We start from the raw sequence: 21,972 nt of genomic DNA, 5'->3' as shown, positions 1-21,972 counted from the left end.
GCCCAGAAGCATGAGTCGATGGCACGAAAGCCCGCCAGGCGGGTACGTACGTTCGCATGACGCCTGAGCGCCCAGAGCCCGCGGTCCCGCCGCCGCCCACCGCCACCTACCGGCTGCAGCTTCAGCCGGAGTTCCCGTTCGACGCCGCCGAGGCGGCCGTCCCGTACCTGGCTTCGCTGGGGGTGTCGCACCTGCATCTGTCGCCGGTCCTGGAGGCCGTCCCGGGGTCCACGCACGGCTATGACGTCGTGGACCACGCGCGCGTGCGGGGCGAGCTGGGCGGTGAGGAAGGGCTGCGGTCCCTCTCGCGCACCGCGCGGGCGCACGGGCTCGGCCTGGTCGTGGACATCGTGCCGAACCACATGGCGGCGGTGCCGCGCCACAACCACGCCCTCTGGGAGGTGCTGCGGGAGGGCCCCGATTCGCCGTACGCGCGGTGGTTCGACATCGACTGGGACGCGGGCGACGGGCGCGTGCTGCTTCCGGTGCTCGGGCGCGGGGTCGGGGACGAGCTGGCGAGCCTGCGGGTGGACGGCGACGTACTGCGTTACCACGAACACGCGTTCCCCTTGCGGGAAGGCACCGCCGAGCTGCCGCTGCCCCGGCTCCTGGACGCCCAGTGGTACCGGCTCGCGTGGTGGCGCCTTGCCCGTACCGAGCTCAACTACCGGCGCTTCTTTACCATCTCGGACCTCATCGGGGTGCGCGTCGAGGACCCCGAGGTGTTCGAGGCGACCCACGCCAAGATCCTCGGCCTGCTGCGGGAAGGGGTCGTGGAGGGACTGCGGATCGACCACCCCGACGGGCTCGCGGACCCGGGGGCCTACCTCCAGCGGCTCCAGGAGGCCACGCACGGGCGCTGGACGGTCGTGGAGAAGATCCTCGCCGACGGGGAGCAGCTGCCCGCCGCGTGGCCCGTCGCGGGCACCACCGGGTACGACGCGCTGCGCCACCTCGACGGTCTCTTCACGGACCCGGCGGGGGCGGGTGAGCTGCTCGGCCAGTACCGGCGGTTCACGGCCCCCGCGGTGGACCGGGGCGGCGACTGGGACGCGACGGTGCGGCGCGCGGCGTACAAGGTGCTCACCCATGAGCTGGCCGCCGAGACCGACCGCCTCACGCGCGAGGCGGCCGCCCTCTGCGCCGCGGACCCCGCCCTGCGCGACCACGCGCCGTGGGCCCTGCGCACCGCGCTCCTGGAACTGCTCGTGCGGCTTCCTGTCTACCGGCCCTACGTCTCCGGGGGCGCCGAACCGGCTTCGGTGCTCACGGTGGGGGCTGCAGAGGAGGCCAAGGCCGCCTTCGCGGTGCGCGAGGAGGCCGAGGCGGTCGACGTCGTACGGGACCTGGTCCTCGGGCGACTCGGTTCGGGGCCCGCGGTCGACGGCTTCCGCGCGCGGTTCGCGCAGGTCTCGTCTGCGCTGCGGGCCAAGGCCGTCGAGGACACGGCGTTCTACCGGCACGCGCCGCTCCTCTCGGCCGCCGAGGTGGGCGGCTCCCCCGAGCGACCCGCGGTGTCCCCGGAGGCCTTCCACGCGTACTGCGCGCGCGTGCAGCGCGACTGGCCGTACTCGGGCACGGTGCTCACCACGCACGACACGAAGCGCAGCGCCGACGTGCGGGCGGGCATCTCCGTCCTCACGCAGTGCCCCGAGCAGTGGGCCGACCTCCTGGTCGACGTGACCGAGCAGACCGCACGGATGGGCGGCGCGAGCGCGCCGGACCCCCAACTGGCCTGGGCCGCCTGGCAGACGGCCGTCGGCTTCGGCTTCCCCTACGACGAGCGCCTCCAGAAGGCGCTGCTCAAGCACGTGCGCGAGGCGGGCCTGCACACGAGCTGGACCGAGCCGAACGAGGCGTACGAGAAGGCCGTGACGGCGTTCGTGGAGGCGGGGCCCTGCGGACCGCCGCTCTACACCGTGGCGGAGTTCGCGAAGAGGCTGCGGCCCCATGTGCGGGCGAACGTCCTCGGGACCACACTGCTCCAGCTCACGATGCCCGGGGTGCCCGACCTCTACCAGGGCACGGAGGGCGAGTACCGGGCCCTGGTGGACCCCGACAACCGGCGGCCCGTGCGGTTCCAGCCCCATGTCCTGGAACACCTGGAGCAGCACCGTGACCGCTGGGACCTCTCCGAGGAGAAGCTGGCGCTGACGGCGGCCGCGCTGCGGCTGCGCAGGCGCCGCCCGGAGCTGTTCGGCGGCGCGGCGACGTACGAGCCGCTGGTGGCGCGGGGTCCCGGCGCCACGCACTGCGTGGCGTTCACGCGCTCCGGAGAGGTGACCGCGGCGGTGAGCCGGCTCTCCCTGCGGCTGGCGGAGGCGGGCGGCTGGCGCTCGACGGAACTGGGGCTTCCGCAGGGGCGGTGGGCTGATCTGCTCACCCCGGGGCGGGAGTTCACCGGGCACGCGCGCGTGGAGGAGCTCTTCGGGGAGCTGCCGGTGGTGCTGCTGGAGCGGGTCCCGGCAGGGCAGGGGCAGGGCTCGGACGAGGGCGCGCTTGTGGATTCAGCGAGGGCGGACGAGTAGCCGGCGTGGGGCCCGCGCCATCACGCCCTGGGGCGCGGGCCTGCAGCCGGGTGCCCAGCGCAGGCCCGGCATGGCGTCAAGGAGGGCCCGCAGGCCGCATTCGGCGGTGAGAGCGGCCAGGGCGGCGGCCGGGCAGAAGCGCTCTCCCGCGCCGAACGCCAGGTGGGCCGGGTCCGGACGGAAGATGTCGTAGCGGTCGGGGTCCGCGAAACGGAACGGGTCGCGCCCCGCGGAGCCGACGAGGCAGGCCACCACGGCGCCCGTGGGCAGCGTGATGCCGCCCAGGGATATCGGCGCGAGCGCGCGGCGCAGCACGACGTGGGCCGGCGGGTCACGGCGCAGGGACTCCGCCCAGGCGCCGGGTATCAGCCCTGGGCGGGCACGCACGAGGGCCAACTGGGCGGGATGGTCGAGCAGGTTGGCGAGGAAGGAGGCCAGCGCGAGACCGGTGGCCTCGCCGCCCCCGGTGAGCAGCGTCCCGGCGAGAGCGGTGACCGTCTCGTCGGAGAGCGCCCGCCCGTCCGCCCGGGCGCCGCACAGCACGGAGAGCAGATCGCGGCCGGGGTGGGAGCGCCGCCTCGCCATGTGGGGGCGCAACAGCCCGCCCAACTCCGGATACGGGCCGTCGGCGTGCGCGGACGCCGTACGGCACCACTCCCGCACCCGCGCCGCGTCCTCCCAGGGCAGCCCGAGCGCGGCCACGGCGGCGGCCGCGGGCAGCCAGGCGCTGAACTCGGCGACGAGGTCGACCTCGCGCCGCCCGGCCACCCGCCGCGCGAGGACGAAGGCGGTGCGTTCGGCGGCGGCCCGCAGCGCGGGCTCGACAAGCCCCCGGTCGACCGGGCCGGGCTCGGCCCCCGCCGCTCCGAGCCGTACGTCGACGAGCGCGGCCCGCACGTCCGCGTACCGGCTGAGCAGCCAGGCCCCCAGAAGCTCGTCGCGGACGAGGGGATGACGCTCACGGAGGAGGCGGTAGTGCGGGTAGGGGTCACGCGCCACGTCGGCGGACAGCAGGCTGGGCAGCGGAGCGGCCGGGGCGTCACCGGGCCGTCCCGGACCTGCGGGCGGGGCCGGTGGCAGGAAGTGCCCGTGGGGGGCCGAGCTCGACAACACGGCAGACTCCCCGTTCCTCTTGGGCACCCCCGCCGGAACGGGCGTGGTCGGTGGGTTTCAGAGGATCACCGCGGGACGCCCCACGCAGTCCGCATACACCCATTCGAGTGACGCTGCGGGACAACGCCGACGTGGGCTGACATCCCTTGGGCCGCGCGCTTGACACGTGCCCGGCCCCGTGGCGTACTGCGGATTGCGTCAGCGGACAAGGCGGGGGTGAGTCAACTGGCGGACCAGCGCTATCCCAATGTGGCCGAACTCGTGCTGTCCGCCCGGGAGTTGGCGGCCCACCGCCCCGAGCTCAGCACCTTGCGCCAAGTGGGCGCCTCGCGCGCGGGAAGACCTCTGCACCTGCTGTCCGTCGGCCGCTCCCCGCGTGCCGTCCTGGTCGTCGCCGGCGCGCACGCGAACGAACCCACGGGCGGCTCGACGCTGCTGCACCTCGCGGAGTGGGCCCTGCGGGACGCGGACCTGCGCGCCGACACCTCCTGGCACTTCCTGCTGTGCGCCGACCCGGACGGGGCGAACCTGCACCGCACACCGGCCCCGCGCACCCTGTTCGACTACCACCGGCACTTCTTCCGGCCCGCGGGCCCCGAGCAGCCCGAGTGGTCCCCCTCGGTGCTGCCGCCCGACCAGCTGCCTCCGGAGACCCGCGCCCTGACCGGCGTCATCGACGAACTGCGGCCCTACTTGCAGGTGTCGCTGCACGGAACCGATCTCGGCGGCAGCTGGGTGCAGTTGACGCGGGACATCCCGGGGCTCGCGGAACCGTTCGCCAAGTCCGCGGCCGAGCTGCACATACCGGTGGAGACGGGGGCCTCGGACGCCGCGGGCTGGCCGGTCTCGGGACCGGGGGTGCATGTGCTGCCCGGGCCCGGCTCGGCGGCCGCCTACCCGAGCCTCCCCGAGGACGCCCGGCACACGACCTGGCACCACGCCCACCGGTACGGCGGCCTGACCGCCATCGTCGAGGTCCCCATGTGGGCCAGCGACCTCGTGGACGACGCCGCCGCGCACCCCTCCCCGGTGCGCGCGCTGCGCGGCTTCTCGCGGCGGCTGCGCCACGACGCGGGGCTGGTCGAGGACATCCTCCACGAGGCGCTCCCGCGGCTCCCGGAGGCGCAGGGGCCGCTCCTACGCGCGGCGCGCTGGGCGCTCGACCTGGTGCCCGGCCTCGCCGACGACTGGGCCAGGCTGCCGCCCGCGGGGACGTCGATGGCGTACATCGGGAGCGTCGACGCCTTCGGTCGCCGTCTTCCGCTGCGGGCCGCCGCGATGCTGCTGCGGGTCCTCGTGACGGCGGGCGACCCGGCGGCGCCCCGCCTCGAACGGCTGGTCCTGCGGTGGAGCGACGCGTTCGCCGAGCGGTTCAGGGCGCGCTGGGTGCCGCTGGAGGACCAGGTCGAGCACCAGTCAAGGACGACGGTCGCGGCCGCGCGCCACGCGCGCGTGGGGGCCGGTTAGCCACGCCCACGGCACGCGTCCTCTCCCGGAGGGGCTTCACGAACCGGAGAGGCGGAAGCCCATCTTCCCGAAGCTGACCTGATCGCCGTCCTGGACGACGGCCGCCCCGATCACCCTGCGGCCGTTCACGGACGTGCCGTTGGTCGATCCGAGGTCGCGCAGCACCCACATGCCGCCCTGCCTGCTCAGCTCGGCGTGCACCCGGGAGACCGTCTCGTGGCTGAGCCTGAGTCCGTTCGCGGGGTCACGGCCGATCCGCAGCGGACAGGGGTTCCCCGGAACCGGCAGGAGCAGCTTCGGGAGCTTCTCGGCCTGCCAGGCCCTGCGCAGCCGGACCGTGAACCCGGAGACCGCGCCGACGGTGCCGAACACCGCCCGCGAGAAACGGCCCTCGGTCCGCAGATCGGCGGTGAGCGCGGCGAGTTCGTCCGGCTGGCGGGCCGCGAGCGCCAGCTCCATGCGCCGCACGAACGTGTCGTGCGACAGCTTGCCGAGGGCAGCGCCCTCCCTGAGCACCTGCAGCGCCCTGTCGCGCTCGGCGTCGGTCAGCCGCGCGGGGTACGTGTGGATCTCAAAGGACGACGTCACCCTGGTGATTGTCGGTCAGCTCGGCCGGGGTGTCCAGAAAACGCGTAACGACCGCGAACCGATCACTTCTGCAGCACGATGGACACGACGGAACGGACGTCACCACGGATGACGTACGGATCAGGACGGACGGACGACAGCGGATGGCGGACAAGGGGGAACGGTCGGTGGAGTTCGAGGTGTGGGCACCGGAAGCCGAACGCGTCGCACTGCTGTGCGAGGGCAGCACGCGTGCGATGGCGCGCGCCGACGGCCGGGCCGGATGGTGGACGGTGGAGGCGGAAGCCGCCGACGGGGCGCGGTACGGCTTCTCGCTCGACGACGGCCCCGTGCTGCCCGATCCCCGCTCACGGAGCCAGCCGGACGGCCCCGACGGGCTCAGCGCCGTCGTGGACCACGACCGCTACGCGTGGCGCGCGCCCTGGGCGGGGCGCGGGGTGCGGGACGCGGTCCTGTACGAGCTGCATGTGGGGACGTACACACCGGACGGCACGCTCGACTCGGCGGCGGGGCGGCTCGGCCACCTCGCCGAGCTCGGCGTCACCCATGTGGAGCTGATGCCGCTCTGCCCGTTCCCCGGGCGGCACGGCTGGGGGTACGAGGGCGTCTCCCTGTGGGCCGTGCACGAGCCGTACGGCGGCCCCGAGGCGCTGAAACGATTTGTCGACGCCGCGCACGCGCACGGCATCGGCGTCGTGCTCGACGTGGTCCACAACCACCTCGGCCCGTCCGGCAACCATCTGCCCGCGTTCGGGCCCTACTTCACGGAGACCCACCAGACTCCCTGGGGCGCGGCGGTCAACCTCGACGCCCCGGGCTCGGACGAGGTGCGCGCCTATCTGATCGGCAGCGCGCTCGCCTGGCTGCGCGACTACCGTCTGGACGGCCTGCGCCTGGACGCGGTGCACGCGCTGCGGGACACGCGCGCGTGCCACTTCCTGGAGGAACTGTCGGCGGCCGTGGACGAGCTGTCCGAGGAACTCGGCAGGCCGCTCTCGCTGATCGCCGAGTCCGACCAGGGAGACCCGCGGGTCATCACGCCGCGCGCTCAGGGCGGTCTGGGCCTGCACGCGCAGTGGAACGACGACTTCCACCACGCGCTGCACACCACACTGACCGGGGAAGCACACGGCTACTACGAAGACTTCGCCCGAGCACCCTTCGCCGCGCTCGCCAAGACGCTGACGGGCGGCTTCTTCCACGACGGGACGTACTCGACCTTCCGGGGACGCCGGCACGGCCGCCCCGTGGACCGCGCCCGCACGCCCGCGTACCGCTTCCTCGGCTACACGCAGACCCACGACCAGATCGGCAACCGCGCGCAAGGAGACCGGCTCTCCGCCGCCCTCTCCCCCGGTCTGCTCGCCTGCGCCGCCGCGCTCACCCTCACCGGGCCGTTCACGCCGATGCTCTTCATGGGCGAGGAGTGGGGCGCCACGACGCCCTGGCAGTTCTTCACCGACCACACCGATCCCGAGCTCGCGGAAGCCGTACGCCGGGGCAGGCGGCGGGAGTTCGCGGCGCACGGCTGGGCCGAGGGGGACATCCCCGATCCGCAGGACCCGGCCACCCGGGACCGCTCCTGTCTCGACTGGGCCGAGCCCCTGACCGACCCCCACGCGCGCGTGCTGGCCTGGTACCGCGAACTGATCGCCCTGCGCCGCGCCCGCGGCGACCTCCTCGACCCCGACCTGGCGGCGCTCCGGGTCGCCTACGACGAGGAGAGGCGCTGGTTCGCGGTCCGGCGCGGCGACCTGCGGATCGCGGTGAACATCGGCAAGGAGCCGGCCGACATCCCGTTGGACGGCCGGGGCGCCCGGGTGCTCGCGGCCTGGGAGCCGGTCGCGGCGCCCGGGGCGGACGGGCTGCTGCGGCTGCCCGCCGAGTCGTGCGCGGTGCTCGCCATGCCGTGAGGCCGCGGCGGCTCAGGAGGCTTGCGCGGGCGGTCAGTTGACGACGGCGAGCTCGCGCGGCGTGGTGTTGAGGCGCCGTACGCCGTCCTCGGTGACCGTCACTATGTCCTCGACGCGCACTCCGAAGCGGCCCGGCAGGTAGATGCCGGGCTCCACGGAGAAGCACATGCCGGGCACGAGCGGCAGTTCCTCGCCCTCGATCATGTAGGGCGGCTCATGGGTGGTGACACCGATGCCGTGTCCGGTGCGGTGGATGAAGTTCTCGCCGTACCCGGCATCGGCGATGACCGCCCGTGCCGCCCTGTCGACGTCCTGACAGGCGGCACCGGGCCGTACCGCCGCACAGCCCGCTTCCTGCGCCTCGCGCACGATGTCGTGGACCCGCTGTTCCTCGGTACTGGGCTCGCCCACGTGCACCGTGCGCGAGGTGTCCGAGCCGTAGCCGTGCAGGAGGCCGCCGAAGTCGAGGACGACCATGTCGCCGTCCTCGATGACGCGGGCGCCCGCCTCGTGGTGCGGGTTGGCGCCGTTCGGCCCGGAGCCGACGACGGTGAAGTCGACCTGGGAGTGCCCGAACCGCCGCAGCAGATCGGCGAGATCGGCGGCTATGTCGGTCTCCTTGCGGCCCGCGAAGGGGACCTTCTTGATCTCTTCGTACGCCGAGTCCGCGGCGGCGCCGGCCGCCGCTAGGCGCTCAAGCTCGGCGGCGTCCTTGACGGCGCGCAGCATGGGCAGCGCCTCGGTCAGGGACACGTACGAGGTGTTCGGCAGCTCCTTCTGGAAGCCCAGGAGATGCATGGCCCAGGAGTTGTCGCTGATCCCGAAGCGCCCGTCGACGTCCAGGAGCGGCGCGGTCGCGGCATAGGGGTCCTTGCCGTCGGTCCAGTCCCGCAGGGAGAGCGCCCGCGCGCCCGCGGCCAGTTCCGCGTCCGGTGCCTCCAGGGTGGGCACCACGAGCACCGGCTGCCGGCCCGCGGCGAGCACGAGGACGGTGAGGCGCTCGGTGGCGGCCGTCGGCGCGTACCCCGTGAGCCAGACCATGTCGGGGCCCGGCGCGACGAGCAGTCCGGCGAGCCCCGCGTCCGCCGCGGCTGCCGCGGCGCGGTCCATGCGGGCCTTGTAGTCGTCGGCGGTGAAGGGCGCGGGGGTGCCGGTCATGGGGCCTCCAGGGCTGCTCGCTGCGGCGTGTACGGCGCGGTGCCGGTGCTGCCGATCCTGCCCCTGCCCCAGGGCATGCGCGAGCCGATTTCGGCGGCCCCGTCACGTCACGCCACCTCACTTCTCACCTCCCGGCATGTCATGTCACGAAGCCCGGCGTCACCGACAGGTACTGCCGCCCCCCGTTCGCGTGGCGCACGGTCACGGTGACGTTCCTCCCCGGGGCAGCAGCGGCGACCGCGGCCGCCAGCGCCTTGGCCGACGCAATGCGGGTCTTGCCGAAGGCGAGCAGGACGTCGCCCCGTACGAGCCCCGCGGTGTGGCCGGGGCCCGGGCTGTGCACGCCGACGAGCAGGGCCCCGGCGCCCCCGGGAGCGTCGACGGCCTCCACGCCGAGCGTGGGGCGCGCGGTCCGCTCCCCGGCCCCGCCCGGCTCCTTCCGCGGCGGCTCCGGCGGGGCGACGGGCCCGGCCGCGCCGCCGGGGGCCGCCTGGCCACCGGGAGCGGCCTGCCCACCAGGGGCCGTCTGGCCCTGGCCCCCCGGCCCCTTGGCGCCGCCCTGGGCGGCCTGCGCCTGCTTCTGCATGTCGGCGAGTTTGCTCATGCCGATGACGGTGGCGCTCACGGTGCCGAGCCCCACCCCCGCGAGCACGAGGCCGACCGAGAAGAGCAGTCCGAGGAGCAGGGTGACAAGCCGCCGCCCGCGCCGCCGCGCCGCGTGCGGGCGGTGGCCGGGCGCGGACCTGGGCCCCGTGCCGGGCGGCTGCCCGGCGCGGGCCTTCCGCCCGATGCCCAGCCTTCGCCCGACGCCGAACTTCTGACCGGCACCGAATCCGCCGCCTCTGCCGAGTCCGCCGCCTCTGCCGAACTTGCCGCCTGTACCGAACTTGCCGCCTGAGCCGGGCTCCTGTCCGGGCATCGGCTTGGGACGCAACGCAGTCTGTTCCATGGCTCGCCTCCGGCCACAGCCCTACCCGGCGTGATGCGGCGCGACGATTCACGAACGAGTGACGTCCATGTGTGCGCCCTTCACGGCCGACACGGTGGATACCGTGGCCGCATGACGACAGCCTCCGACCTCGCGGCCCTCTGGGCCCGGACCACCAGAGTCGAGATCACCGGGACGATGGGCCAGCCGGAGCTGGAGCGCGACGTGCGCGACCCCGACGAGCTGCGCGAGCTGTCCCGGCTGCTGGCCGTAGACCTCACCGTCGACGGCTTCTGCTGCATGTGCTGGGGCGATCTGCGGTTCACGCTCAGCGATGCCCGCGGCCGGCACGTCGAACAGCTGACACTGCACCTGAGCGCGTCGGGCGGCGACCTCGACTGCGGCAAGGACGGCCAGTTCCCGCTGGTGGATGCCGACGGCCTGCGGGACTGGCTGTCCGCCCGGGGGCTCTGTCAGCCCGTGTGACCCCCCTCGCCACCGGTCCCTGCGCCGCCATGCCCGCCGTCATGACCGCCGTGCCCCGCCCCGTGGTCGAACTTCAGGGCCTCCTTCGGCATGACCACGAAGGGGCGCATCATGCCCATGTCCTCGTGCTCCAGGAGATGGCAGTGGTACATGAAGCGGCCGTACGCGCCGTCGAACTTGCCCATCACCCGCAGCAGTTGACCGCCGGGGACCAGGAAGACGTCCTTCCAGCCCCGCTCGTTCGGGGCGAGGGGGATCTCCGTCTTCGGGTCGAAGGCGATCGGGGCCAGGGTGCCGCCCACGGTGACGTCGAAGCCTGACACGTCGTACGCGTCGCGGCCCAGGAGCTGGAAGTCGGCCAGGTGGATGTGCATCGGGTGGGTGACCGGCGGGTTCACCGCGAGGTTCAGGAAGCTCCACTGCTCGTGGCTGCCCTCGGCGAGGGTGAAGCCGAGACCGTCGTTGAACGTACGGGCCGTGCGGCGGTAGGTCTTGGTCTTACCGTCCGCGCCCCGCAGCTGGATGATCCCCTCGGTCGGGACCCGGACGTCTCCCGCGTTCTTGACCTCGGTCATCTCCCAGATCTCCGGGTGTCCGCCGCCGCCCTTCGTGGCGGGCGGTGTCAGGACGATCAGACGGTGACCGTGGTCGATGTCGTGGCTCAGCGGGCGGAACGAGCCCGAGAGGACCTCCGGGAGCGAGAAGGGGTCATCGACCTCGGCGTCCCGCACACGGAACTCCATGACCTGCGGATAGCGCACGTCGTTCGCCGGGTCCGGCACTCCGGGTGCCTGGCCGCGGCCCTTGTTCACCAGACGCACCCGCTTGCCCGCCAGCGCGCGGAAGTCGATCAGGAGGTCCATCCGCTCGGCCGGGGCGACGGTGAGCGTGGGCAGCGCGTCGTCGAAGTCGACCGGCACCGGACGCGGCAACAGGCCGCCGTCGCTGCCGATCTGGTGCATGACGCCCCGCACCGGGTTGTTGTCCTCGTCGACGAGGACCAGGTCGTAGATACGGGCGTTCGACGCGTTCACCAGGCGGAAGCGGTGCCAGGCCGCGTCGACGCACGCGTACGGCCAGATGCGTCCGTTCACCGTGCTGTAAGGGCCCGTGAAGGGCAGGGAGACCGGCTTGCCCGTCTCGGGGTTCTTCTCCTGGACGATGACGGTCTTGTGCAGCAGGCGGCCGTTCAGCCGACCGTCCTCGTCCGTGTCCAGATTCCGGTCGGCGAGCAGCAGCGGGATCTCCCGCTCCCCGCAAGGGAGACGGAGCGCGTCCTCTTCGTCGTCCCGCACCAGATACGTGCCGTACAGCCCCGCCTGGACGTTCCAACGGGTGATGTTCATAGCATGATCGTGATACCACCATTGAACCGCCTGGTGGTCGTTCGGATACTCGGACAGCTGGGCGTCGCCGAACCCCACCGCGTTGTCCGCCCAGCCGTCGTTGCCCCCACCCGTCTGCGCGCCGTGCAGATGCGTCACCGACCAGGCGGGCAGCGCGGCCACGTCCTTGTTCGGCTCGACGCCCGCGCGCCCGGGCAGGGTGCCGGGGCTCGGGACGGCCCTGGGGACCTCCACGGCGGTGACGGGATACTCGCTGTCCTTCGGGATGCGGTTCGTCCACGCGATCCGGACGCGCCTGCCGCGGCGCACCTCGATCGTCGGGCCCGGCACGCAGCCGTCGTACCCCCACATCAAGGTCGGCGGCAGCTGCGGGTGCAGCCGGATCCAGGCCGGGCGCAGCGCGATCTCGGTCTCCGCGGGCACATCCGTCTCGTCGCGCATGTCGACGGAGTCCGGGCGCAGGACCGGCGGCACCGGCAACGGCGTGACGAACGGCGTCAACTCCCCCTGCGCCCGCGTCGCGTCCGTGTCCGTGTCGGCCGGAGCGCGTGCCGGTCGGTCCGTTTCACGCTCGATGATGTCGGTCATGATGAACACCCCCGTGTTGATCAATGCAAACGCAATGGCCGCTCTGGCGCGGCCGGTTGAGCGGCCCGGTCAGTGGCCGCCCCCCTCACACATGAAGACTCCCGGCGTCCGGCGCAAGTTCCACGAATCCCCCATTCCGCAGGAAAAGTATCCGAAAGCAGTAGGAGAAGGCACGGGGGAATCGGGGAGTCCTGTGGTGGGTCTGCTGGCAGTGAGCGCTGTTACTTTCGGAGCATGACCGAACGTGCACTCCGTCTGCTGCGTCAGGACCCACGCCTGGCCGAGCTGGCCGCGTTCCCTTTCGCATTCGACCTGTCCCGCGCGGACCACGTCGAAGAGGTCCGCCTGGCGTCGGGCGGACCGCTGGAACCGATCGCGGGGGACGATTCCGGGGGCACGTACTTCGTGTGCGGGGACGGCTCCGTGCTGTATGCCGATTCCGAGGGGTCCGCCGGGACCATCGGGGACAGCGTGGACGAAGCCCTGGAGATCCTCGTCGGCCTGCCCGGCTGGCATGACTACGTGGGCCTGTCGCCGACCGACGGCGAGGCGCGGATACTCGCCGAGATCGCCGCCACGGAGGGCGACTTCCGCGAGGACTGCGTGCCCGATCTCGACGCGCGCCGCACCGAACTGCGGACCGCGCTCGGGCTTCCCGAGCGCTCCCCCTTGCAGCTCGTCGCGCGCCTGCACGCCGCGCTTCTGCGCACCGAACCGGACCACCTCCTTCTCAACGCCGTCGAGCACGTGGCGTACAGGCGCCTCGACCCGCATCCGCGTCCGCCCCTGTGGGAGCAGGTGCTCGCCAGGGGCCGCACCGACCTGGCCCTGCTGCGGACGGGTGACCGCACGGTCTGGGACGCCGTGGCGGGGGACCGCGCCCGCAGGGTGGCGGCGCTGCGGGCCGCGCAGTACGACCGGCGGAACACGGACCGCGCCCTCCTGCGCCACCTCCTCAAGCATGAGGCGGAGGCCCCCATGTCCGACGAACTGCGGCTCGCGGTCGTCCTCGTGGGGCTCTACGGCCTGGCGGAGGACCTGCCGCTGCTGCGCGAGGTCCACGAGACGACGTACGACACGTGGTGCGGTCTTGCCGGGCTTCCGCAGGAGGCCGGTCAGGTGCGCGAGTGGGCGCGCTCGTTCGACGACTCCAACTACGGGACGGACCCGGACGACGAGCCGGAATCCACCTGGCTGGAGCTCGCACGGGCGCAAGGGATGGTGGAGGCGGCCCGCGCCTACCTGATCCGCGAGCTGGACGACACCGGCCCCGATCCTGATCAACTGGCTCTGCTGCGTAATGAGTTGGCGCTGATCGGTGACTACACCCAGGCGATGCGGGCAGCGCGTCTGCACCGGTCGCTCCAGGACACCGACCAGGGCCGGGCGGCAGCCGACGCGCGCCTGGCCGAGCTGGAACGGAAGGCCGTGGACGCCCAGGCCGCGGAATCCTAGAGGGTCACCCACCCGGCTCACGCCCCGACCCGCCCCACCCCTCGGCGGCGCCACGCACCCTTGCGACCTCGGAGGGTTGGGGCCAACGTGGTCCCGGGCCGCCACGAACGGCCCTCCCTCAAGGCGATCGGAGTCGACGTGGCCTCCTCCCCCTTCCAGCTCCCCCATGACCTCCTGGGCGACGGCCCGCACAAGGTGATCGCCGTGCACGGCTGGTTCGCCGACCGGTCGGCGTACGCGCCGGTGCTCGCGGACCTCGACCTCGCCTCGTTCCAGTACGCGGTGGTCGATCTGCGCGGGTACGGGGAGGCGAAGGACGCGGCGGGCGCGTACACGACCTCCGAGGGGGCCGCCGATGTCGTCGACCTCGCGGATCGCCTCGGCTGGGACCGCTTCTCGCTGATCGGCCACTCCATGGGCGGCAGCGTCGCCCAGCGGGTCCTCGCGATCGCGCCGCACCGGGTCCGCAGGCTGGTCGGCGTCTCCCCGGTGCCCGCCTCAGGACTCGCTCTGCCGCCGGAGCAGTGGGAGCTGTTCGCCGAGGCCGACCGGCTGCCGGGAAACCGCCGCGCGATCATCGACATCACCACCGGCGGCGCCCGGCCCGCGGCCTGGCTCGACCGCATGGTGGAGCGCTCGCTCGACGTCAGCGAGGCGAAGGCGTTCCGTGCCTGGCTCGACTCCTGGGCGCGCGAGGACTTCCACGACCGGGTCGAGGGCTCGACCGTCCCGGCCCTCGCGGTGGTCGGGGCGCTGGATCCCGCGCTGGGGGCGGAGCTGATGCGCGCGACCTGGCTGCGCTGGTACGCCCGCGCCGAACTCACCGAACTGGCCGAAGCGGGCCACTACGCGATGGACGAGACGCCGCTCGCCCTCATCCGCGCCGTGGAGGACTTCCTGCGGGCCGACAAGGACGGCGACGAGGGCGACGCCGGCCGCCGCTCGTCGTGAGCACCGGACTCCCTGCCGTGCCTGACGTACCCGATGTGCCTGCCGTGCCCGACGTGCCCGACGTGTTCGACCCCCGGCAGTACGCGGACGGGGTGCCGCACGACCGCTACCGCGTCCTGCGCGATCGCCACCCCGTCGCCTGGCAGGACGAGCCGCGGGTGCTCGACTGGCCCGCGGGACCCGGATTCTGGGCGGTGACCCGGCACGCGGACGTCGTCCGCGTGCTCAGGGACTCCGCCACCTACTCCTCGCATCTGGGCGCCACCCAGATCCGTGACCCCGACCCGGCCGACCTGCCGTTCATCCGCCGCATGATGCTCAATCAGGACCCTTCCCCAAGCTCTCAACTTCGTTCGAGCAGGGGAGACCTCAATGACCACGGCCGGTTGCGCCGCCTGGTGAGCCGCGCCTTCACGCCCCGGCGCGTGGAACGCTTCGAGTCCCTGGCCCGCGACCGGGCCCGCGCCCTGCTCGACGCAGCGGTGACCCGCGCCCGGGACGGCGACGGCAACAGCGACGGCACCTGCGATCTCGTCGCCGACGTCACCGACGACTACGCGCTGCTCAACCTCTCCGATCTCCTCGGCGTACCGGAGAGCGACCGCGGTCTGCTGCTGCACTGGACGCAACGCGTGATCGGCTACCAAGACCCGGACGAGGCGGGCAAGTTGAGGCTCGGCCCGGACGGCAAGCCGCTGAACCCGCGCTCCCCCGCGATGCTGGCCGACATGTTCGCCTACGCGCAGGACCTCGCGGCCCACAAGCGGCGCGCACCCGCCGACGACATCATGACCACCCTCGCGACCGACCCCGAACTCAGGCCCGCCGAGCTGGAGATGTTCTTCTTCCTGCTCACCGTCGCCGGCAACGACACCGTGCGCGGCGCGGCGCCCGGCGGCCTCCACGCGCTCATGGAGCACCCGCGGGAGTACCGCCGCCTGCGCGAGGGCGCCGTCCCCGTCCCCACGGCGGTGGACGAACTGCTGCGCTGGCACCCTCCCGTGTTCACGTTCCGGCGCACGGCCACCCGGGACACGATCCTGGCCGGCCAGGCCGTCCGGGCCGGGGACAAGGTGGTCGTCTTCCACGCGTCGGCCAACCACGACGAACGTGTCTTCACCGACCCGCGCCGCCTGGACCTGTCCCGCTCCCCCAACCCCCATGTCTCCTTCGGCGAGGGCCCGCACGTCTGCCTCGGCGCACATTTCGCGCGGCTCCAACTACGCGTTCTGTACGAGGAGTTCCGCGCCGTGATGGCCGGGCCCTTCGAACCGGCGGGGCCTCCGCGGCGCCTTGTCTCCAACTTCATCAACGGGTTGAAATCGCTGCCGGTCCAGGTGCCGGTCCAGCTGCCGGGGACCCGCTAGCCATCGGATACGGTTCAAGATCTACCGCGAGCCCCGCGCGCGAGCCCCCGCGCCACCGACCACGGAGACCCCCGCATGCACGGCGCAGCCGTCCCCGCAGCCGAGGACGAGTACCACGACGACGTCTTCCCGAGCGCCGACGCACCCGAGGACGGCTCACCCTGGCAGGCGCCCGCCGACCTCGAGGAGCACCTGTACGAACTGTGCGAGGCCGACGACGCGTACACCTACCTGCGAGCGATAGCCGTCACCGGCCTGTACCGCCCGGTCGCGGTGACCGACATCGAGCCGGGCGCGACCGAGCGCCCGGTCCTGACCGTCGACATCCCCGACGGCCGCCGGATCGCCCAGATGTACACCGCCGGACTGCTCCCGCGCCCGCACCCCGAGGTGGTCTACGAGTTCGTCACGCTCGGCACGCTCGCGGACCAACTGCCCGACGACATCGACATCCTGGTGGTCAACGCGGCCACGCCCTGCCAGCAGTTCTATCTGACGACCGAGGAGGAGCGGGACGTCTGGGTGGACCTGCACGCGGACCTCTACGTCGACGGCCGTCTGCACGATCGCGTGGAGACCCGCCGCACCGGCGCCCCGGAGTCCCCCACCCTGCTGCACGGCCTGGCCTGCGGCGCCCACCTCTGCTTCGCCAACGGCGACGCCTGGAACACCCTCGACTGGCATGGCGCGGGCTACAACTCCGAGGTCGAGCGCCTCGCGGAGTGGTGGGACGTGCGCAGCCGCGAGGACTGGCTCGCCACGCAGGAGCGGCTCCTGCGGCGTGAAGTCAGCCCGTGGTACTGGGACTTCGTGCTCGGCGCCCGGACCTCGCTGATCGAGCAGTTCGGGCCGCGCGTCGGCCCCGAGCTGTGGCGCGAGTGCGTGGAGGTGACGATCCGCAACCGCATGGCCGAGTCCGGCGGCCCGGACTCCCCGCACAAGCCGGGCGACGACCCCGACCTGGACGACTTCGTCGCCGCGCTGCGCGGCCTCGTCGGCAAGGTCATCCGGTACGAGTCACGCTTCCGCGCCGACGAGCTCCTGCCGCCCGGCGGCCATGTCCGCTCCGTCGCGGCCTGGGACATCGGGCGCGCGTCGAAGATGGCCCGCTGGGGGCGCGGCGCCCGGTACGCGACCCATGCGGAGCTGGTGGCTGCGGTCGAGCGCACGAGCCAGGCGGCCAGGTCGTCGGCGTACGCCTCGTGGGAGGAATTCTCCGCCGGGTACATCCTGGGCCGCTGCCTGCACTTCGACGAGGAGCAGTTCGGCGACTGGTACACGACGGTGCTCCAGGCCCACCGCGAGCTGGCCTCCGATCCGGACAGCCCGTGGCTGACAGTGCCTTTCCGGTGATCCGGCAGCGGCCCCCCAGGGGCGCCCACGGCCGCTTCTGACCACTCCGCTCACCTGAGCACCTCGCATCACAATCTGGTCTCGCTGACCCCTCAGGGTCTTGCCACCCGTCCGTGTAATCGATTCCAATCCTCCGTGTAATCGATTCCACAAGGAGGTGGACCGGCGATGGCGAGCATCAAGGACGTCGCGGCCGAGGCAGGCGTATCCGTCGCCACGGTCTCGCGCGTCCTGAACAGTCACCCCTCGGTCAGCCCGGCCGCCCGCGCCCGCGTCATCGCCGCGGTGGAGAGCCTCGGCTACCGCCCGAACGCCGTCGCCCGCTCGCTGCGCACCGACCAGACCCGCACCCTCGGCCTGGTCATCAGCGACGTGCTGAACCCGTACTTCACGGCCCTGGCCCGTTCCGTCGAGGAGGCGGCCCGCGCGCTCGGCTACAGCGTGATCATCGGCAACGCCGACGAACGGCCCGAGCTGCAGGACCACCATGTGCGCACGCTCCTGGACCGCAGGATCGACGGACTCCTGGTCTCCCCCACCGACGGCGGCTCCCCGCTGATGCTCGACACCGCGCGCTCCAGCACCCCGATGGTCTTCGTGGACCGCTGGATCCCGGGCGTGGACGTCCCCGTCGTCCGCGCCGACGGCCGCGAGGCCGTCCGTGACCTGGTCGCCCATCTGCACGCCGTCGGCCACCGCAGGCTCGCGATCATCGCCGGGCCCGCCGCCACCACCACCGGCAGCGAGCGCGTCGAGGCCTTCCGCGAGGCGCTCGGCGCGTACGGGCTCCCGCTGCCCGACGACCACATCGGGCAGGGCGACTTCCAGGCCGACAGCGGGCGCCGGGCCACCGAGCGGTTCCTCGCGCTGCCCGAGCCGCCCGAGGTCATCTTCGCCGCGGACAACCTGATGGCGCTCGGCGCGCTCGACGCGATCCGCGCCCACGGTCTTCGCGTGCCGCACGACATCGCGCTCGCCGCCTTCGACGACATCCCGTGGTTCGTGCACACCGATCCGCCGATCACCGCCATCGCCCAGCCGACCGGAGAGCTGGGCCGGGCGGCCGTGCAAGCCCTGGTCGACCGGATCGAGGGCAGGCGCCCGCAGTCGGTGACCCTGCCCGCCCGTCTCGTCGTACGCCGCTCCTGCGGCGCGTCCCCCACCGAGCTGAGGAGCAACACGTGAGCGCCACGGACGAGTTGCCGCGCCGCGCCGACGGCGACCCCGACGAGTTGCTGCGGATCGAGGGGATACGCAAGACCTTCCCCGGCGTCGTCGCGCTCGACTCGGTCGACTTCGACCTGCGCCGCGGCGAGGTGCACGTCCTGCTCGGCGAGAACGGCGCGGGCAAGAGCACCCTCATCAAGATGCTCTCCGGCGCCTACCGCCCCGACAGCGGCCGCATCCTCGTGGACGGCGAAGAAGCCCGTATCCACGGGGCGCAGGACGCCGAGCGGCTCGGCATCGCCACGATCTACCAGGAGTTCAACCTCGTACCCGACCTCACCGTCGCCGAGAACATCTTCCTGGGCCGCCAGCCGCGCCGCTTCGGGATGATCGACCGGAAGGCGATGGAGTCGGCCGCCGAGAAACTCCTGAAGCGGGTCGGCGTCCCGGTCTCGCCGCGCGCCAAGGTGCGGGAACTGGGCATCGCCCGGCTCCAGATGGTCGAGATCGCCAAGGCGCTCAGCCTGGAGGCCCGCGTCCTGATCATGGACGAGCCGACGGCCGTCCTGACCAGCGAGGAGGTCGACAAACTCTTCGCGATCGTGCGGCAGTTGCGCGCGGACGGCGTCGGCGTCGTCTTCATCACCCACCACCTGGAGGAGATCGCGGCGCTCGGCGACCGCGTGACCGTCCTGCGCGACGGCCGCAGCGTCGACCAGGTGCCCGCCTCGACCCCCGAGGACGAGCTCGTGCGCCTGATGGTGGGCCGCAGCATCGAGCAGCAGTATCCGCGTGAACGCCCGGACGCCGGGGGCGCGTTGCTCTCGGTCAAGGGCCTCACCCGCGACGGCGTCTTCCACGACGTCAGCTTCGAGGTGCGGGCCGGCGAGGTCGTCGGCCTCGCGGGGCTCGTCGGCGCGGGACGGACCGAGGTGGCGCGGGCCGTCTTCGGCGCCGATCCGTACGACGCGGGCTCCGTCGACGTACGCGGCGAACGGCTGCCCCGGCATGACGTGAACGCCGCGATGGGCGCGGGCATCGGGCTCGTACCGGAGGACCGCAAGGGCCAGGGGCTGCTGCTCGACGCCTCCGTGCAGGAGAACCTCGGCCTGGTGACGCTGCGTTCGGCGACGCGCTCCGGGCTCGTGGACCTCAAGGGCCAGCGCGTCGCGGCGGCCCGGATCGCCGAGCAGCTCGGCGTGCGGATGGCCGGGCTCGGCCAGCACGTGCGCACGCTGTCCGGCGGCAACCAGCAGAAGGTCGTCATCGGCAAGTGGCTGCTGGCCGACACCAAGGTCCTGATCCTCGACGAGCCGACCCGCGGCATCGACGTGGGCGCAAAGGTCGAGATCTACCAGCTCATCAACGAACTGACGGCCTCCGGGCACGCGGTCCTGATGATCTCCAGCGATCTGCCCGAGGTCCTCGGCATGAGCGACCGCGTGCTCGTCATGGCGCAGGGCCGCATCGCGGGCGAACTCGCGGCGGACGACGCGACGCAGGACGCGGTGATGGCGCTCGCCGTCAGCACCACGGAATCCCATGACAGCACAGCAGTCCAGAACGACGAAGCAACCGAAGGGAAGGCCTCCCGTGGCCACTGAAACGCTGAAGAGCAACGCGGGTGGCGCCACCGGTCTGCGCCGCGTGCTGCTCGACAACGGCGCGCTGAGCGCCCTGGTGGTCCTCCTGGTGGCGATGTCGCTGCTGTCCGGGGACTTCCTCACCACCCAGAACCTGCTCAACGTGGGCGTGCAGGCCGCCGTCACCGCGATCCTCGCGTTCGGCGTCACCTTCGTGATCGTCTCGGCGGGCATCGACCTGTCGGTCGGTTCGGTGGCCGCGCTCTCCGCGACGGTCCTCGCCTGGTCGGCGACGTCCGAGGGCCTGCCGGTCTGGCTCGCGGTCATACTCGCCGTCGGCACGGGCATGGCGTGCGGGTTCGTGAACGGCCTGCTCGTCTCGTACGGCAAACTCCCGCCGTTCATCGCCACGTTGGCCATGCTCTCGGTGGCCCGCGGTCTCTCCCTGGTCATCTCGCAGGGCAGCCCGATCCCGTTCCCGGACTCGGTCTCCAACCTGGGTGACACCATCGGCGGCTGGCTGCCGGTCCCGGTCATCGTGATGATCGCGATGGGTCTGGTCACCGCGCTCATCCTGGGCCGTACGTACATCGGCCGTTCCATGTACGCGATCGGCGGCAACGAGGAAGCGGCCCGCCTCTCCGGGCTTCGCGTGAAGCGGCAGAAGCTCGTCATCTACGGCCTGTCCGGCCTCTTCGCCGCCGTCGCGGGCATCGTCCTCGCCTCGCGTCTGGTCTCGGCGCAGCCGCAGGCCGCGCAGGGTTACGAGCTGGACGCGATCGCCGCGGTCGTCATCGGCGGCGCGAGCCTGGCGGGCGGCGTCGGCAAGGCGTCCGGCACCCTGATCGGCGCGCTGATCCTGGCGGTCCTGCGCAACGGCCTCAACCTCCTTTCCGTGTCCGCCTTCTGGCAGCAGGTCGTGATCGGCGTCGTCATCGCCCTCGCGGTTCTGCTCGACACCCTGCGCCGCAAGGCCGGGGCGACCCCGGGCGCGTCCACGGGCGCGGCGGCCGGTGGCGGGAAGAAGGGGCCGCAGGTCCTGAAGATGGGGCTCGCGGCCGTACTGGTGGCGGCCGTCATCGGCGGCATCTCCTTCTTCAACAAGGACTCCTCCTCCGGCACGACGACGAAGGTCGGCATGTCGCTCTCCACCCTCAACAACCCCTTCTTCGTCCAGATGAAGGAGGGCGCGCAGGCCGAGGCCAAGAAGGCGGGCATCGACCTGACCGTGACCGACGCGCAGAACGACGCCTCGCAGCAGACCAACCAGCTGCAGAACTTCACCGGCGAGGGCATGAAGTCGATCATCGTCAACCCGGTCGACTCGGACGCGGTGGGCCCGGCGGTGCGCGGCGCCAACAAGTCGGACATCCCGGTGATCGCCGCCGACCGCGGCGTGAACAAGGCGAAGGCCGCGGCGCTCGTCGCCTCGGACAACGTCGCGGGCGGCAAGCTCGCCGCCAGGACCCTCGCGGAGAAGCTGGGCGGCAAGGGCAAGATCGTCACGCTCCAGGGCGTCGCGGGCACGTCGGCGAGCCGCGAGCGCGGCAAGGGCTTCGCCGAGGGCATCAAGGAGTACCCCGGCATCAAGGTCGTCGCCTCGCAGCCCGCGGACTTCGACCGCACCAAGGGCCTGGACGTCATGACGAACCTCATGCAGTCCAACCCCGGCATCGACGGCGTCTTCGCCGAGAACGACGAGATGGCACTCGGCGCCGCGAAGGCGCTCGGCGGCAAGGCCGGCAAGTCGGTCTCGGTGGTCGGCTTCGACGGAACCCCCGACGGTCTCAAGGCCGTCGAGGCGGGCACGCTGTACGCGTCCGTGGCGCAGCAGCCGAAGGAGCTGGGCAGGATCGCCGTGCGCAACGCGGTGAAGGCGGTACGCGGCAAGGACGTCGAGTCGATGGTGAAGGTGCCGGTGAAGGTGGTCACGAAGAAGAACGTGGCCGACTTCTCCTGACCCGCCCCGGGTCACGTGACC

Annotated in this window: 16 protein-coding genes; 11 read left to right on the top strand and 5 right to left on the bottom strand. The window is 72.5% G+C overall.

From position 1 onward, the window contains the following. Positions 1–56 precede the first annotated feature (56 nt). Entirely contained in the window at positions 57–2,528 is a 2,472-nt protein-coding gene (gene treY / locus ACWFRU_RS09370; protein WP_453685513.1) for a malto-oligosyltrehalose synthase, read from the top strand. Here the strand turns inward: treY and ACWFRU_RS09365 are convergent. Further along, a complete protein-coding gene (locus tag ACWFRU_RS09365) occupies positions 2,508–3,641 on the bottom strand; it encodes a cytochrome P450 (protein WP_453685512.1) in 1,134 nt (377 codons plus the stop codon). The two genes, treY and ACWFRU_RS09365, sit on opposite strands and share 21 nt — an antisense overlap. 216 nt (positions 3,642–3,857) lie before the next feature. Here ACWFRU_RS09365 and ACWFRU_RS09360 point away from each other — a divergent pair, with 216 nt between their 5' ends. Further along, positions 3,858–5,108, top strand: coding sequence for a M14 family zinc carboxypeptidase (locus tag ACWFRU_RS09360; protein WP_453685511.1), 1,251 nt, complete (start codon positions 3,858–3,860; stop codon positions 5,106–5,108). Between the two features lie 36 nt (positions 5,109–5,144). Here the strand turns inward: ACWFRU_RS09360 and ACWFRU_RS09355 are convergent, their stop codons facing one another. Beyond that, a complete protein-coding gene (locus ACWFRU_RS09355; protein ID WP_453685510.1) occupies positions 5,145–5,696 on the bottom strand; it encodes an FHA domain-containing protein in 552 nt (183 codons plus the stop codon). A gap of 167 nt (positions 5,697–5,863) precedes the next feature. Here ACWFRU_RS09355 and treZ point away from each other — a divergent pair, with 167 nt between their 5' ends. After that, positions 5,864–7,609: a malto-oligosyltrehalose trehalohydrolase gene (gene treZ / locus ACWFRU_RS09350; protein ID WP_453685865.1), complete on the top strand. Its 1,746-nt coding sequence runs from the start codon at positions 5,864–5,866 to the stop codon at positions 7,607–7,609. A gap of 33 nt (positions 7,610–7,642) precedes the next feature. Here treZ and ACWFRU_RS09345 read toward each other — a convergent pair whose 3' ends face one another. Further along, positions 7,643–8,767 (bottom strand): aminopeptidase P family protein, encoded by a 1,125-nt coding sequence (locus ACWFRU_RS09345; RefSeq protein WP_453685509.1) that lies wholly within the window; start codon positions 8,765–8,767, stop codon positions 7,643–7,645. Positions 8,768–8,906: 139 nt separating this feature from the next. Beyond that, entirely contained in the window at positions 8,907–9,716 is an 810-nt protein-coding gene (locus ACWFRU_RS09340) for a PDZ domain-containing protein (RefSeq protein WP_453685508.1), read from the bottom strand. Positions 9,717–9,827: 111 nt separating this feature from the next. Here ACWFRU_RS09340 and ACWFRU_RS09335 point away from each other — a divergent pair, with 111 nt between their 5' ends. Then, positions 9,828–10,181 carry a hypothetical protein gene (locus ACWFRU_RS09335; RefSeq protein WP_453685507.1) on the top strand — a complete coding sequence of 118 codons (354 nt, stop codon included), beginning with the start codon at positions 9,828–9,830 and terminating at the stop codon, positions 10,179–10,181. Here ACWFRU_RS09335 and phsA read toward each other — a convergent pair. Next, positions 10,169–12,115, bottom strand: a complete 1,947-nt coding sequence (phsA, locus tag ACWFRU_RS09330) for an O-aminophenol oxidase PhsA (RefSeq protein WP_453685506.1) — start codon at positions 12,113–12,115, stop codon at positions 10,169–10,171. The genes ACWFRU_RS09335 and phsA overlap by 13 nt on opposite strands. A 234-nt stretch (positions 12,116–12,349) precedes the next feature. Between phsA and ACWFRU_RS09325 the strand changes: the two genes are divergently transcribed. The 7 genes from ACWFRU_RS09325 to ACWFRU_RS09295 all read left to right on the top strand — a co-directional run bounded on the left by ACWFRU_RS09325 (position 12,350) and on the right by ACWFRU_RS09295 (position 21,951). Then, complete coding sequence (locus ACWFRU_RS09325; RefSeq protein ID WP_453685505.1) at positions 12,350–13,570, top strand: hypothetical protein; 1,221 nt, start codon at positions 12,350–12,352, stop codon at positions 13,568–13,570. A gap of 138 nt (positions 13,571–13,708) precedes the next feature. Beyond that, positions 13,709–14,521, top strand: coding sequence for an alpha/beta fold hydrolase (locus ACWFRU_RS09320; RefSeq protein WP_453685504.1), 813 nt, complete (start codon positions 13,709–13,711; stop codon positions 14,519–14,521). Positions 14,522–14,538: 17 nt separating this feature from the next. After that, entirely contained in the window at positions 14,539–15,888 is a 1,350-nt protein-coding gene (locus ACWFRU_RS09315) for a cytochrome P450 (RefSeq protein WP_453685503.1), read from the top strand. 75 nt (positions 15,889–15,963) lie between these two features. Further along, entirely contained in the window at positions 15,964–17,241 is a 1,278-nt protein-coding gene (locus tag ACWFRU_RS09310) for a DUF1266 domain-containing protein (RefSeq protein ID WP_453685502.1), read from the top strand. Between the two features lie 168 nt (positions 17,242–17,409). Further along, a complete protein-coding gene (locus tag ACWFRU_RS09305) occupies positions 17,410–18,426 on the top strand; it encodes a LacI family DNA-binding transcriptional regulator (protein WP_453685501.1) in 1,017 nt (338 codons plus the stop codon). Further along, entirely contained in the window at positions 18,423–20,012 is a 1,590-nt protein-coding gene (locus ACWFRU_RS09300; protein WP_453685500.1) for a sugar ABC transporter ATP-binding protein, read from the top strand. The genes ACWFRU_RS09305 and ACWFRU_RS09300 overlap by 4 nt, the downstream gene beginning before the upstream one ends. Further along, positions 20,002–21,951, top strand: coding sequence for an ABC transporter permease/substrate-binding protein (locus ACWFRU_RS09295; RefSeq protein WP_453685499.1), 1,950 nt, complete (start codon positions 20,002–20,004; stop codon positions 21,949–21,951). Before ACWFRU_RS09300 ends, ACWFRU_RS09295 begins: the two co-directional genes overlap by 11 nt. The last annotated feature ends 21 nt before the right edge of the window (positions 21,952–21,972 follow it).

The organism is Streptomyces sp. NPDC055099, assembly GCF_053607685.1.
Note: the sequence above shows the minus strand (reverse complement) of the source record. Positions and strands in the feature narration are given on the sequence as shown.